12 protein-coding genes are annotated in these 13948 nt (G+C 58.0%); 3 read left to right on the forward strand and 9 right to left on the reverse strand.

Annotated elements, in window-relative coordinates:
- Positions 1 to 172 precede the first annotated feature (172 nt).
- The gene (locus ACGS9J_RS15880) at positions 173 to 1411 is read left to right on the forward strand and encodes a hypothetical protein (RefSeq protein WP_442231825.1); all 1239 of its coding nucleotides are present in this window, start codon (positions 173 to 175) and stop codon (positions 1409 to 1411) included.
- Positions 1412 to 1450: 39 nt separating this feature from the next.
- Here the strand turns inward: ACGS9J_RS15880 and ACGS9J_RS15885 are convergent, their stop codons facing one another.
- Positions 1451 to 3169 (reverse strand): penicillin-binding transpeptidase domain-containing protein, encoded by a 1719-nt coding sequence (locus ACGS9J_RS15885; protein ID WP_442231826.1) that lies wholly within the window; start codon positions 3167 to 3169, stop codon positions 1451 to 1453.
- Positions 3170 to 3271: 102 nt separating this feature from the next.
- Positions 3272 to 5197, reverse strand: coding sequence for a penicillin-binding protein 2 (gene mrdA / locus ACGS9J_RS15890; RefSeq protein ID WP_442231827.1), 1926 nt, complete (start codon positions 5195 to 5197; stop codon positions 3272 to 3274).
- A gap of 289 nt (positions 5198 to 5486) precedes the next feature.
- Here mrdA and ACGS9J_RS15895 point away from each other — a divergent pair, with 289 nt between their 5' ends.
- Together ACGS9J_RS15895 and lpxA are read left to right on the forward strand one after the other, a co-directional pair.
- The gene (locus ACGS9J_RS15895; protein ID WP_442231828.1) at positions 5487 to 5768 is read left to right on the forward strand and encodes a YjcB family protein; all 282 of its coding nucleotides are present in this window, start codon (positions 5487 to 5489) and stop codon (positions 5766 to 5768) included.
- Positions 5769 to 6086: 318 nt separating this feature from the next.
- Positions 6087 to 6875, forward strand: a complete 789-nt coding sequence (gene lpxA, locus ACGS9J_RS15900; RefSeq protein ID WP_442231829.1) for an acyl-ACP--UDP-N-acetylglucosamine O-acyltransferase — start codon at positions 6087 to 6089, stop codon at positions 6873 to 6875.
- A gap of 11 nt (positions 6876 to 6886) precedes the next feature.
- Here lpxA and ACGS9J_RS15905 read toward each other — a convergent pair whose 3' ends face one another.
- From ACGS9J_RS15905 to ACGS9J_RS15935, 7 genes are read right to left on the reverse strand one after another with little or no spacing between them, the layout of a single operon-like run.
- Positions 6887 to 7834: an oligopeptide/dipeptide ABC transporter ATP-binding protein gene (locus tag ACGS9J_RS15905; protein ID WP_442231830.1), complete on the reverse strand. Its 948-nt coding sequence runs from the start codon at positions 7832 to 7834 to the stop codon at positions 6887 to 6889.
- Complete coding sequence (locus ACGS9J_RS15910; RefSeq protein WP_442231831.1) at positions 7824 to 8828, reverse strand: ABC transporter ATP-binding protein; 1005 nt, start codon at positions 8826 to 8828, stop codon at positions 7824 to 7826. Before ACGS9J_RS15910 ends, ACGS9J_RS15905 begins: the two co-directional genes overlap by 11 nt.
- Entirely contained in the window at positions 8828 to 9715 is an 888-nt protein-coding gene (ddpC, locus tag ACGS9J_RS15915) for a D,D-dipeptide ABC transporter permease (protein ID WP_442231832.1), read from the reverse strand. Before ddpC ends, ACGS9J_RS15910 begins: the two co-directional genes overlap by 1 nt.
- 5 nt (positions 9716 to 9720) lie before the next feature.
- Positions 9721 to 10737 (reverse strand): ABC transporter permease, encoded by a 1017-nt coding sequence (locus tag ACGS9J_RS15920; RefSeq protein ID WP_442231833.1) that lies wholly within the window; start codon positions 10735 to 10737, stop codon positions 9721 to 9723.
- A gap of 48 nt (positions 10738 to 10785) precedes the next feature.
- Positions 10786 to 12336, reverse strand: a complete 1551-nt coding sequence (locus ACGS9J_RS15925; protein ID WP_442231834.1) for an ABC transporter substrate-binding protein — start codon at positions 12334 to 12336, stop codon at positions 10786 to 10788.
- Between the two features lie 35 nt (positions 12337 to 12371).
- A complete protein-coding gene (ddpX, locus tag ACGS9J_RS15930; RefSeq protein WP_442231835.1) occupies positions 12372 to 12935 on the reverse strand; it encodes a D-alanyl-D-alanine dipeptidase in 564 nt (187 codons plus the stop codon).
- 18 nt (positions 12936 to 12953) lie between these two features.
- Positions 12954 to 13826 (reverse strand): MurR/RpiR family transcriptional regulator, encoded by an 873-nt coding sequence (locus ACGS9J_RS15935; RefSeq protein ID WP_442231836.1) that lies wholly within the window; start codon positions 13824 to 13826, stop codon positions 12954 to 12956.
- Between the last annotated feature and the right edge of the window lie 122 nt (positions 13827 to 13948).

Below are 13948 nucleotides of genomic sequence, written 5' to 3' on the forward strand. Positions count from 1 at the left end.
AGTTTTTATATTAAATAAGAAACAAAGTTCCATATTTGAAACTTTGTCGGCAGTAAAATAATAAATACTTAACCAAAACTTGTCTCATATATAAAACCTCACGAGCCAATCCATTATTTTTATGGTGGAACGCGCTCGCTTTTAAAAAGTTAACGGTCATCAGGGGAAAGGTATGCGCAAAGCGATTGTTCTGGTTTTACTTTTATCACCAATAAGTTATGCCAACACCACAGCACCCGACGAAGGCAAGCCGCTCACCGAACCGAGGGTGAAAAAAAACAGCCCGTCATTTCCTCATTTGCATTGGCAAACTGAGGATAATAAGAAAAACATTGATATTGGCGGGGCGCTGCGAGCCAATTATCGCTATGAAGATTGGGGCAGCAGTAATTATCGCCATCCGCCGCACTTGCGCTTTGACGCCTTTCGTATCGACACCAGCGCCAATTATAATGATGCCTTTTTAGATTCCGGTTTTTGGTTTCAGGATCGCAGAAAATATGCCATCGACCGTGCCTACGTCGGCTACAGGCTGAGCGGCAATACGGACATCCAACTCGGCGCCCCCTTCAAACCCTTTGGTCTACAGCCCTATCCCCAGTTTGGCTGGTCCTACGGTATTCCGTTTTACCTGGGTTTTGGCGTCAATAACGGGCTGGGCGCCAAATACCAATATCATGACGATGCCTGGACCTTCGACGCGGCTTATTTCCCGCGCATGATGCCGGCGGGTGTGCGCTATGCGCCCGAGGTCGGCAATTACGACGATTTGAAAAATACCTACTACGACTCACAGCATTGGCAAGCTAACGAGAAGCGCGATCAGGTAAATCTGCGTTTGGCGCGAGAATTCCATCACGGCGACTGGAACAACGAGTTCGGTGGCTCGCTGGCCGGCTCCCGGCTCTATAACCACGCCACCGGCGATAATGGCTCTTATTGGGCGGCAGGCCTGCATGCGTTGGTAAACCACGATCCCTGGCATCTGTCGACGCAGGTTATCCGCTATTCTTATTCCGCCAAGGGGCCTGAGGGAGCAAACAATTCGCTGATTTTAATGGGCGGCAATGGCCTGACGCCGGCCTATTTAATTCCTGCGCAAGCCACCACCGCGTCGATCAACCTGGCGCGTGATGTCGAGGTTCCCTGGGGAGCGGTAAAGAAACTACGTTTTTATAATGACTACAGCGTGCTGTGGAAGGATAAGGACGGCGGTTCGGACTCGAAAATGAACACGCTCGGGGTGCAGATATTCGCCCTGCCGGTCATGGTTTGGGTCGATCTGACCTGGGCGCAGAATGCCAATCCCTGGGGCGGTGCCGAAAACGCCACCGGCTGGACCAGCACCCAGTCCTCCGGCAGCGATAAATGGTATTTCCGTACCAACGTGAATATCGGCTATTACTTCTGAGGCGCTATCATTCCCCCTCCGCAGAGGGGGAATCGCGGGTTATCCCTTCACCTGGGAAACCACGTTCAGCGGTTGGGCGTCCGGCAAGATGTTCATATGCTCCAACACCTGTGCCATGATCTTGCCGAACACCGGGCCGGCCACCGAGCCACCGAAGTGCTTGCCGGCTTTCGGGTTGTTGACCATCACCACCAGCGCCACTTGCGGATCGCTGGCCGGTGCCACACCGGCGGTGTAGTTGATGTAGCCGCCGTCGTATTTGCCGTTGGCCCCCATTTTCTCTGCGGTACCGGTTTTAATCGCCAAACGGTAACCCGGTACCGCGGCGCTGACCCCACTGCCCCCCGGCAAGGCATCGCTTTCCATCATATGCACCACGGTTTTTACCGTGTCCTCCGGCAGAATGCGCTGCCCCATCACCGGTGGCGTCACCCGGGTAATCGACAGTGGCCGATAAACGCCATAGGATCCGATTGCGGCGTATTCGCGGGCCATCTGTAACGGCGTCACACGCAGCCCATAACCGAAGGAGAAGGTCGCACGTTCGATGTCCGCCCAACGTTCACGGTGCTGCGGCAAGTAACCGCTACTTTCGTTGCCGATGCCCAGATCGGTCGGCATCCCCAGGCCAAAGCTCTTGTAAACCGCCGGCAGTACGGTGGCCGGCAGCGCCAACGCAATGTGCGAGACGGCGATGTCACTGGATTTTTGCAGCACGCCGGTAATGGTCAATTTCGACCAGTGGCCGACGTCCTTGATCAAATGGCCGTTAACCCGGTAAGGCGTGGTATCCAGCACGGTATCCGGCTTAATCAAACGGTGTTCCAGACCGACCATCACCACCACCGGTTTCACCGTCGAACCCGGTTCGAAGCTGTCGCTGCTGCACACGTTACGGATATCTTTGGCCGGCGTATTGGCATAGTTATTCGGGTTGAACGACGGGTAGCTGGCCATCCCCAGCACTTCGCCGGTATTCACTTTGACCAGCACCGCACAGCCGGAATCGGCCTGGTTGGCCACCACGCCGTCGCGGATTTGCGCATACAGCACGTACTGGATGAACTTATCAATGCTCAGCGTGACGTTCGGCGGCGGCACCGGATCGACGTTCTTGATCACGCCAATCACCGCCCCGCTGCCATCCTTCTGGTACACCCGCAGGCCGTTCTTGCCCTGCAACAGGTGGTTGAAGCCCAGTTCGATGCCTTCAAGCCCCTGATTGTCCTGCCCGACAATGCCAATCAGCCCGGCGGCATCCTGGCTCATCGGATAAAAGCGGCTGAAGTCCTGCTCGGTACTGACGCCGGTCAAATGCAGCTTGCTGATGTAATTGGCATTATCATCCTCGACCTTGCGCGCCAGATAGACGAAACGCTTATGGGCGTTGGTCTGGATCAGCTTTTGCACCTCGGTTAACGGCATTTTCAGCACGTTGGCCAGGCTCTGCCAGCGTTCGTTGCCGAGGTCGGTATGGGTGTCGAGAATGTGCTTGGGATCCAGCACGATATCTTTCGAAGACACGCTCACGGCCAATGCTTCGCCATTGCGGTCGGTGATCATCCCGCGGTTGGTCGGCAGCACCTGGGTGCGGATCGAACGCTGATCCGCCTGGTCCGCCAGTTGCTGATGCTCCAGCAGTTGCAAATAGCCGACGCGAAATGCCAGCAGGAAAAAGCAAACCAGTATCCCACCGCAAATCCAGCCAAAGCGAAGGCTCGAATAATTTTTACCGCTCTTTTTTGTTAATGGCGCCACTGTTAACCCTGCGTTTTTATTAAGGTTATGTCATTATTTCAGTCTACCCTGACGAAAATAATTAGAAGATTGCAGTTTGTAAGAAAGTAAAAACAAACGCGTTTACTGTTGCACATCCGCGCTGTCGTTTAACTCCGGTTTAACTTTCCGATTGTCGTCCGGCTGCGGGGCGTTGGCCGGGTCAAAAATATGGTCAAGGATAGCCCGGGCCGTCGGCCCAGCCACCACGCCATCGCCCCCGCCGTTTTCCAGAATCAATGCCATCGCGACCCGCGGATTTTTGTAAGGCGCGAACAACGTATAGAAAATATGGTCGCGCAGCCGTACCGGGATCATTTTGGCGTTATAAGTCTGATTTTCTTTCAGGCCGAACACCTGCGAAGTCCCGGACTTGGCGGCGATCTGATACGGCGCCGTGTGGAACAGCTTATAACCGGTGCCGTTCGGCAGGTTGGCCATGCCGTACATGCCGTTACGAACGATGCCCCAGTACGGCGACCTGGCATCGCCAATCTGCGCGCTTTGCCCCGGTGGCTGGTAACGGCTCACCAGATTGCCCTGCCGCATGGAGTACAGTAAATGGGGCGTTTTCACCTTGCCGTTGTTGATCAGAGTGGTTAAGGCTTTCACCATCTGGATCGGGGTCGCGACCCAATACCCCTGACCAATGCCGACCGAGATGGTGTCCCCCTGATACCAGGGCTTTTTATGCACCCGCTGCTTCCATTCACGGCTTGGCAGCACGCCGCGATACTCTTCGTTAAGGTCAATCCCGGTTGCCTGGCCGTAACCAAACTGGCTCAGCCAGCTGTGAATACGATCAATGCCCATTTCAAACGCCACCTGATAAAAGAAGGTATCGGCGGATTCTTCAATGGCCTTGGTCACGTTCAGCATGCCGTGACCGGTTTTGAGCCAGTCGCGATAACGGCGCTGGGTGCCCGGCAAGGTCCAGGTCGGCGCGCCAAAGAAGGTGGTATTGGGGGTGATCACCCCGGCAAACAGCGCTGAGGTCGCCATATAAGGTTTCACCGTGGAGGCCGGCGGGTAGAGCCCCTGCGTGACACGGTTAATCAGCGGCAGATCGGGGTTGGCCAACAGGGCTTTATAAGCGGGATAGCTGATGCCCTTCACAAAAGGGTTGGGATCGTAACTGGGGCTGGAGACCATGGCCAGAATGCCGCCGTCGCGCGGATCTTCCACCACCACCGCCGCACGCTGCCCCTTCAATACCGATTCGATATACTGCTGCAGCGGCAGGTCGAGCGTCAGGTAGATATTTTTGCCCGCCTGTGGCGGTTGCTCCTTCAGCAGGCGTATCACGCGGCCGTGGTTATCCACTTCCACTTCCTGATAGCCGGTGGTGCCGTGCAGCGCAGACTCGTAATAGGCTTCGATACCCTGCTTGCCGATATTGTGGTCGGCGGCATAGTTCTCGCTGAGTCCGGCTTTATCCAGCCGTTTCAGGTCACTATCGTTGATTTTCGACACGTAACCCACCACGTGGGCCAGCTCGGCGCCGTAGGGATATTCCCGCTGCTGATAGGTATCAATGGTCACGCCGTCAAAACGGTATTGATTCACCGCAAAGCGGGCCACCTCGGTTTCCGTCAACCCGCTTTTCAAGGTAACCGGCTTATAGCGGCCATTGTGATGCATGTCATCGCGAAAGGCGGTGATATCTTCGGGCGTCAGATCGACAATCGGCGTCAGCGCCTGTAGCAGCGCGGTCATATTGTCGATTTTGCTGGGGATGACCTGGATTTGGTACAGCGTAATGTTGCGCACCAACGGGATGCCGTTACGGTCGAAGATCAGCCCGCGGCTGGGGGCAATCGGCACCATTTTAATGTCGTTCTGATTAGAACGCGTCTGGTAGAACGCATGCTGTTTTACCTGCAGGCGATACAGGTTGAGGATCAATACGCCGAAACAGGCGACCACCAATACCATCGCCACACCGGCGCGGCGTATAAACAACATTTCCTCGGCGGAATGGTCGCGAATTTTATCTTTTAATAGGGCCATACGTGGCGAGTTACCTGTCAGACGTCACATTTTCCCAAGATAAATCAGGGCAGTGAAAAGCCGGCAAGCATAGCGTTATTGGGTAAGGCTCCCCACGAAAAGGTTGCTAATGAAATGGCATAAATGTTTCAGCATGTTTGAATGTTACCAAATGCCGATTTTTATCCCGCTCAGGGATTGAGCAGCAATTTATCCCAATGCTACAATGTGACGCAGATCACACTATTAACCCCTCACTGACCTCCCGAGCGATCGCCGGGAGCAGCTTGATGACCAAGGATCCCGTTCGATGAGTGCCATTGCCACAGGTTTTATTATGATGCGCTGGGAGTTACTCAGCGCCGTTATGATGTTTATGTCCAGCCAGCTAAACGTCGTTTGCCGTAAGACCAGCCGCAACGGCATGGCATTTATGTTCAGCAGCCTCGGGTTATTCACTACCTGCTGGTTCGTGATGGGCCTGATGGGCATCAGTTTCAGTCAGGAAGGTTTTACCCAGTTCTGGTCCCACGCCTGGGATATGTACGTCGAAGTCGTCAGCAACACCCCTACCGACTGGCCCATGCCCTGAGGCAGAGAACTCGCTGGCAGCGGCATTGACCGTTGTCAGCTGATGTTTTATTGCGCCCTGCCTGACCCAAGCCTGCAATCGCCGTGGCCGACATCCCGTGATGAGCCAAAGGTTCATAAAATAAATAAAATATAAGGTAGCGGCCTGAGGCGAATACCGGCTTATGCTGGCCCCAGACAACCTTGTCACACCGACGGGAAGGCAAACTTCCAGCCCACAGGTTCCTGTTCCCCCCTCATTAATCCAGAATCCGGCTTAATAATTAACCGATGACTGGCCTGGCTGATGGATAGCCCAGCGCCGCCATCAGGAAGCGTCATGATTTCTCCCTCTGCCCGTATTGCAGACAGCAGCTTGATCGAGCCCGGCGCGATGATCGGTGCGCACGTGCGCATCGGGCCTTTTTGCGTCATTTCCGCCGGGGTTGAGATAGGTGAAGGCACCACTATCGCCTCGCACACGGTGATTAACGGCTTGACCCGCATCGGCCGCGACAACGTTTTCGGCCAGTTTTCCTCGATCGGCGAAGCCGGCCAGGACTTGAAATATGCCGACGAGGCAACCTCGTTGACCATCGGCGATCGCAACCGAATCGGCAAGTACGCCACCCTGCACCGCGGCACGGTGCAAGGCTGCCGGCGCACCGTCATCGGCAGTGACAACGACCTGCAGGATAACGTGCATGTCGCCCACGACTGCGTGATCGGCGACGGCACTTACCTTGGCGATCACAGCGGCCTGGCCGGACATGTTGAGCTGGGCGATGCCGCCTGGGTCGGTGCCCGATGCGCAATACACCAGTTTTGCATTATCGGCGCCCATGCGCGAGTCACCGACGGCGCCCTGCTGGTGCAGGACCTGCCGCCCTTTGTGCAGGCCGGAGGTCACCGCGCCAAACCTGAAGGGCTGCACCTGATGGCACCGGCCTTTCTGGCCGCCGACCCGCAACAGCAGCGCGTTATTCACGCGCTGTACGACATGTTGTATCACCGGTCGATGGCACTGGAGGATGTGCGCCAGGAAGTGATCCACCTCAGCGTGGAATACCCGTTACTGAGCCTGTTCCTCAACTTTTTCACACGTTCAACGCGCGGCATTATCCGCTGAGCGTATCACCGTCATGCCACCTTATGGCAACGCACCGCCGTGCCGCCTAGATTGACCCTTAGCGTTTGCGGTCGTTGGCAGCCCTCACCGGCGTAGGGGCAACGTTCGCGAAAGAAACAGCCCTGCGGCAACTGACGGTTACCCGGCAGTTCGCCCTTGCGGTCTTCAATGGCGCTGTCGTTCAACGAACGACCGGCGCGCGGCACCGAATCCAGCAGTAACCGGGTATAAGGATGTTGCGGCTGACGCAGTACCTGCGCGGTCGGCCCCAACTCGACAATCTGCCCCAGATACATCACCGCAACCCGGTCGCTCATGTGCTGGATCACCGAGACGTTATGCGAGATCAACACGTACGTCAGGTTGCGCTGGCGTTGCAGTTCCACCAGTAAATTGAGGATCTGCGCCTGCACCGAGATATCCAGCGCCGAGGTGGGTTCGTCCAGTACGATGATATCCGGCTGCGAAGACAGTGCGCGCGCGATGGAGATACGCTGCCGCTGCCCACCGGAAAACTCGTGCGGCAACCGGTCGATCGCCTCCGGTCGCAGTCCCACCTGTTGCGCCAATTCCGCCGCCTGCGCCCGCCGATCCGCTACGCTGTTATGCTGTTGCACGTAGACCGGTTCGGTGATGATGCGCCACACCGGCAGGCGCGGATCGAGCGATGACTGCGGATCCTGAAACACCATCTGCATGCCGCTGCCAAACCAGGAACCGGCGTTTCGTGCTCGCAGCAGTTCACCGCTGCTGGGTTTCAACAATCCCATCAGCAACTGGGCCAGGGTACTTTTGCCGCAGCCGGACTCACCGACAATACCCAGAGTTTCGCCCCGCATAATGTTGAGATCCAGTCCGTTGAGCGCATGGACATACTCTTGCGGCTTGCCGCGCCAGTTATAACGGGCGGGAAAACGCAGCCGCACGTCGCGCAGTTCCAGCAGCGCTTCAAGGTTCATTTCGCACCTCCAAATCGACAGACTGCGGGTGCCAACAGGCCACCCTTTGGGCCGGATCGGCCGCTAACGGCAAGAGTCGCGGCGTTTGCCGACACTGGGCATCGGCATGGCGACAGCGGTTGCTGAAAGCGCAGCCCGGCGGCAACGCGCTGAGATTGGGCACCGTCCCGGGAATGGCCTGCAGCAGGCTGCGCGGTTCGGCGCGTTCCGGTGCCGCCAGTAACAGCCCAATGGAATACGGGTGGCTGGGATGTTCAATCACTTTGGCGGTAGCGCCGCTCTCTATCACGTGCCCGGCGTACATCACATACACCCGGTCGCACAGCTGCGACACCACCGCCATATCGTGGGTGATAAACAGCACCGCCGTCCCGCTGGCACGTGCCTTCTGTTGCAGCAAACGCAGCACCTGACGCTGTACCGTGACGTCCAGTGCCGTAGTCGGTTCGTCGGCAATAATCAGCTCCGGCTCGCAGGAAAAGGCCATGGCGATCAGCACCCGTTGGCGCATGCCGCCGGACAACTCGAACGGATAACGCTCCATCACCCGTTGCGCATCGGCAATCTGCATTTCCTGCAGCAGCTGAATCGCCTTTTCCCGTGCGGCCGTTGCGGAAAGTCGTTGGTGCAGACGGATCACTTCACACATCTGGCGGCCGATCTTGCGCGTCGGATTAAGCGCGCTCATGGGTTCCTGAAAAATCATCGACACCCGCGCGCCACGCAGTTGGCGCATTTGCCGCTCGCTGGCGTTGAGCACGTCGGTGCCCAGCACTGCCAGCGAACCGCCGGTCACTCGGTAACCCTCTTCCGCCAGCAGCCGTAACGTCATCATCGCGGTGACCGACTTACCGGAACCGGACTCGCCCACCACGCCGACGATTTCGCCGGCGTTGACCTGCAACGAAACGCGATTGAGTGCCTTGACGCTGCCGCCGTAAACCGGAAACTCCAACTGCAATTCATCGATGGATAAAACGGTAGTTTCACTCATTAGCGCCCCCGGGTTTTAGGATCCAGCAGGTCGCGCAGACCGTCGCCGAACAGGTTGAAACCGGTGGCGGTGATCAGGATCGCCGTGCCGGGAAAGGCCGAATACCACCATTGGTCGAGTACATAGTTGCGGCCGTTGGCCACCATCGCCCCCCATTCGGCGGTCGGTTGCTGGGCGCCCAGGCCGATAAAGCCCAGCGTGGCCGCCATCAGGATCGCGGTGCCGATATCCAGCGAAGCCTGCACCACCAACGGCGGCATCACGTTGCGCAACACATGCCAGCCAATCAGATGCCAGCGTGAGGCGCCAAAGGTGCGCGCCGCCTGCATGTAAGCCTGATGACGCAGCGTCAAGGTTTGCCCGCGCGCCAGTCGCACATAGAAGGGAATGCGCACCACCGCAATGGCCAACATGGCGTTGAACAAACTCGGCCCCAGCGCCGCCGCCAGCGCCATGGTCAGCACCAGAGAAGGCACCGACAGCATGATATCCATGCAGCGCATGATTAACGCATCGACGGTGCCGCCCATCACGCCGGAGAAACAGCCCAGCAGCGAGCCAATCCCCCCCGCCAATACCACCACAGCCAGCCCGGCGGCCACCGACTGACGGCTGCCGACCAGGACCCGGCTGAACAGGTCACGACCCACTTCGTCCGTGCCGAACCAGTGCTCAGCCGAAGGCGGCAGCAAACGGGCGGTGAGGTCAATGGCGTCCGGGTTGTGCGGCACCAGCCACGGCGAGAACAGCATCAGGAATAAAACGGCTATCATGATGGCGGCGCCGAGCAGCGTCAGCGGGCTGCGTCGCACCCGGTACCAGGCGCGGCGCAGACTGACATAGCGCAGTACGGGTTGCGCTGTCGGCGGTTGTTCGATTTGAGTCATTGTCATTATCCCTCGCGCCCCATTCGCGGGTCGATCCACAGATAGAGCAGATCGACGATCAAATTAACCATCACGTAGGCAAAAGACACCACCACCGCAAACCCCATTACCGCCGGGAAATCCAGCGCCTGAATGGAATCCACCACGTAAGCCCCCATGCCCGGCCAGGCGAATACCGTTTCGGTCAGCACGGCACCGTAGAGTAAATCGCCCAGCGCCAGCCCCAGCACCGTCACTGAGGGGATCAACGCATTGGGCAATGCATGGCCGAGCACCACTCGCCAGTGCGAAAGGCCGTTGGCGCGGGCGGTGCGGATGTAGTCTTCCCCCAACTGTTCGAGCATCGCCGAACGGATTTGCCGCGCCACCACCCCAAGATGAACAAACGCCAGCGTCAGCGACGGCAGGATCAGGTGCTGAAGGCTGTTCCAGAACGCCTCGCCGTTACCGGTCAGCAGGGAGTCCAGCAGGTAGAATCCGGTAATGTGGGTGGGCGGATCCAGCCAGTCGTCCAACCTGCCGCCTCCGGGCAACAGATTGAGTTGGCCGTAGAACAAAATAATCACCCCCAAACCCAGCCAGAACGCCGGGGTGGAAATGCCGGTCACCGACAGCAGCCGCACCAGATGATCGGGCCATTTATTGCGATAGACCGCCGACACCACCCCAAGCGGTACCCCCAACGCTATTGCCAGCAGCAAAGCGCAAAAAGCCAGCTCCAGCGTAGCGGGAAAGAAAGCGCGCAGATCATCCAGCACCGGTCGCCCGGTGCGAATGGAAGTCCCCAAATCGCCATGCAGCAAATCCAGCACGTAGCGGCCAAATTGCACATACAGCGGCTGGTCCAGCCCCAGCTGTTGGCGAATATGCTGGACGATTTCCTCGCTGGCGCGGTCCCCGGCCAGCAGCCGCGCCGGATCGCCGGGGATCAGGTGCGAGATGGTAAAGGTGATCACGCACACCCCGAACATCACCAGCACCAACCCCCAGCAGCGCTGACGGATAAGGCTCCAAACGTTCATAGCGGTTCCCCATGGTGCAGGGGCAGCCAAACGGCCGCCCGAAAAAGATTACTTACTCATCTGCCCAACGTTGAACACCTGCTCCAGCATCGGGTTATACACAAAGCCCTTCACCTGTTTGTTCATTGCCACCTGGTAGTTTTTCTGGAACAGATAGACGTAGGCCGCCTGGTCGATGACGATTTTCTGCGCCGCCTGATAATCGGCGGTACGGATTTGTTGATCGGACACCGATACCGCTTTCTTCAACAAAGCATCCACCTGCGGGTCGCTGTAGAACGACCGGTTGCCCGGCAACCCTTTCTTGTCGGATTCAAACCAGTAGTTCATGAACATATAGGGGTCGGCGAAATCCGGGCTCCAGTTGCCGATGGCGATGTCGTAATTGCCCTGACCGATGCGATCCCGCATGGTGGCGTTGGCCAGTTTTTCCAGCTTGACGTTGATGCCGACCGTCGCCAGGCTGGCCTGCACCGAGAGCGCTATCGCCTCCCAGTTAGGATCGCTGATCGAATACAGGAAGTTCAGCGAAGCCGGTTTGTCCTTCACCGCCCCCAGCGCCGCTTTGGCCTTGTCCGCATTCTGGCTGTACTGCTGAGCATCGGCGTCGTAGCCCCACATGCCTTCCGGGATCGGCCCGCGCATCTGTTTGCCGTTACCGCCAAGAATGCCCTTCACCATGCCCTGGTAATCCACGGCATAAGAAATGGCACGGCGCAGATCCACCTGATTCAGCGGCGCTTTACCGTTGTTAAGGTACAAATAGGTCACCCGCAGCGACGGGTACTCGTTGACCGCCACCTGGTTTTCACTTTTCAGAGCCGTGAGCTGGTCGATAGGCAGCGATTCGGCAATGTCCAGATCGCCCCGGGTCAGTTGCAGACGGCGGGTGGCGCTTTCACCGATGATTTTCACCGTGACGCGTTTGAACGCCGGTTTGGCCCCGCTGTAATGCGGGTTCGGCACCAACACCAGTTGCTGGCCCTTCTGCCAGCGATCCAGTTTGTACGCGCCGGAACCGGCACTGTGATTCGCCAGCCAGGCTTTGCCCTCGTCCGCCGGATTGGCCTTGGCGATCGCCGGGTTAACGATACCGGCCCCATCATTGGCCAGGGTGTACAGGAACGGCGCAAACGGCGTTTTCAGGTTGAAACGCACCGTCAACGGATCCACCACCGTGACCTGCAGATCTTTCGGGAAGGCCTCGGACGGCCCCTGACCTATCTTCATCAGCCGCTCGAACGACCACTTGACCGCTTCGGCGTTCACGTCCGAACCGTCATCAAACTTGTTGCCGGGTTTGAGTTTGAAGGTCCAAACCAATTGGTCGTCTGAATGGGTCCAGCTTTCGGCCAGTTCGCCCTCGACCTGAGTCGAACCTTTACCGCCTTCGGTTTTGTACTGCACCAACCGCTGGTAAGCCGGGTAAGTCACCGTCCAGTCGTTGTTATCGATAGTCACCGCCGGATCCAGGGTCTGCGGGTCGGCCGCTTTGCCAATCACCAGCATGTCCTTGGGCACCGCCGCCTGAGCCTGCCCGATACCCGCCAGGCCCAACGTCACTGCTGCCGCCAGCGCGGCGTATTTGATCTGATTCATAAACAAAGCTCCTGATGCGTTGAATGTGTGTTGTTTTAATCGTAAGAAAAACAGCCGAAGCGATCGGCCAGCAGCGGGTAATCATCGGCGTTGGGCAGCTCAAAGTGCCACCATTCGCTGGCGATACCGCGAAAACCTCCGGCGGCCATCACCGCATTCAGCAGCAGCCGGTTGCGCTGCACCTCCGGAGGGAAATCAGGGTAAAACGGGTGCGATTTCTCGCTCATTTCATCAAAGCCGGTACCCATATCCAGCGCAACGCCCTCGGCGTCCAGCAGCGTCACGTCGATCGCGACGCCACGGCTGTGGTGCGAACCGGTCTCGGTGCTGGTGACATATTGCGGATCCGGGCACGCCTGCCATAACAGCGCCTGCGCCTGCTGCGGCCGGTACGCGTCGAACACCAGCAGGGAAAAACCGGCCAGCTTCGCCGCCCGCAGGCAACCTTCCAACCCCTGCACCGCATCGGGATGCAGCAGACAGCGATTCTCAAGGTAGATGGCCCGGCCGGTCAGGTTGTCGGCACCGGCATATTTCAACTCGATCGGCAGGTCGGGAAAGGCCTCGGCCAGATCGGTTAAGGTTACGTTGTCACTCATTGCGTTTTCCCATAGCGGTTAAGATTCAAATTGCCCCAGCTCTTTTTGCAGAATGCGGTTGTTGGCCAGCCGTTGCTCCACCGCCGCGCCGCCCTGTTCCAGCACCGAGGACAGCAGCAGATTGAACAGGCAACTGAACGGGGCCAGCGAATCCCAAAACTGGCCGGTGTCGGTTTTCACCTGCAGCAGGTCCAGCGGGTAATCCCGCGCCCACGGGCAGTAAATATCGGTAATCAGCGCCAGCCGCAGTCCCCGCGCACAGGCCGCCTGGCAGTATTTTTGTGCGATGGTCGAATACGCGCGGGTGTCCGTCAGCACCAGGTATGGCGCACTGAATTCTGAATTGAGTGATTCCACGTAGGTACCGGACAGCCCGTCCGCGTAATAGACCTTGGGCCGCAGGTATTCCAGGTGGCTGTAGAAGGCATTAGCGATGCCACGCGTTGACTGGATCCCCACGACAAATACCGCTTCCGCCTGTGCCAGTTGGCGGCTGACCTGCGCAAAGGCTTCACCGCCGGCCAATTGATAAACGTGTTCGATCGCCTCCAGCTCCAGCGTTAACGCCTGACGCAGCTTTTGCGGTTGTGGTTGTTCGCGCCGTCGCCGGTAAGCCCCCAGGCGATCGGTCACGCCCCAGGGCTGATGCAAGGCCGTACCCTGCTCACGCAGCGTGCGTTTCAAATCCTCAAGGTTGCGGTAACCCAGACTGCGCAGGTAGCGCCCGACTGAAATACCGCTGGTGGCGGTACTGCGGGCAATGCTGTCGGCCGTCTCAAACGGCACCTGCGGCAAATTGGCCAACAGATATCCGGCGATGCGTTTTCCGGTGGGGGTTTGCACCGCAAACGACGCTTCTATTTGTGCAATCACATCGAGGTGTTCTGCCATAGTGGATCCGCTGTTGTTAAGTTGTCACCAAACTGCCCCTGTTACCCGGGTAACAAAGCGCGATGATGACAATGCATGGCCTGTGCCAATTGCGGACTGCTGGGGAAGATTTCACGCGCGGC

Source organism: Serratia quinivorans (genome assembly GCF_052113645.1).
Classification (GTDB): Bacteria; Pseudomonadota; Gammaproteobacteria; order Enterobacterales; family Enterobacteriaceae; genus Serratia; species Serratia quinivorans_B.

Coding starts and splice junctions, on each gene's coding strand:
- ACGS9J_RS15880 (WP_442231825.1), top strand. CDS start 173: ATGCGCAAAGCGATTGTTCTGGTTTTACTTTTATCACCAATAAGTTAT.
- mrdA (WP_442231827.1), bottom strand. CDS start 5,197: ATGGCCCTATTAAAAGATAAAATTCGCGACCATTCCGCCGAGGAAATG.
- ACGS9J_RS15895 (WP_442231828.1), top strand. CDS start 5,487: ATGAGTGCCATTGCCACAGGTTTTATTATGATGCGCTGGGAGTTACTC.
- lpxA (WP_442231829.1), top strand. CDS start 6,087: ATGATTTCTCCCTCTGCCCGTATTGCAGACAGCAGCTTGATCGAGCCC.
- ACGS9J_RS15905 (WP_442231830.1), bottom strand. CDS start 7,834: ATGAACCTTGAAGCGCTGCTGGAACTGCGCGACGTGCGGCTGCGTTTT.
- ACGS9J_RS15910 (WP_442231831.1), bottom strand. CDS start 8,828: ATGAGTGAAACTACCGTTTTATCCATCGATGAATTGCAGTTGGAGTTT.
- ddpC (WP_442231832.1), bottom strand. CDS start 9,715: ATGACTCAAATCGAACAACCGCCGACAGCGCAACCCGTACTGCGCTAT.
- ACGS9J_RS15920 (WP_442231833.1), bottom strand. CDS start 10,737: ATGAACGTTTGGAGCCTTATCCGTCAGCGCTGCTGGGGGTTGGTGCTG.
- ACGS9J_RS15925 (WP_442231834.1), bottom strand. CDS start 12,336: ATGAATCAGATCAAATACGCCGCGCTGGCGGCAGCAGTGACGTTGGGC.
- ddpX (WP_442231835.1), bottom strand. CDS start 12,935: ATGAGTGACAACGTAACCTTAACCGATCTGGCCGAGGCCTTTCCCGAC.
- ACGS9J_RS15935 (WP_442231836.1), bottom strand. CDS start 13,826: ATGGCAGAACACCTCGATGTGATTGCACAAATAGAAGCGTCGTTTGCG.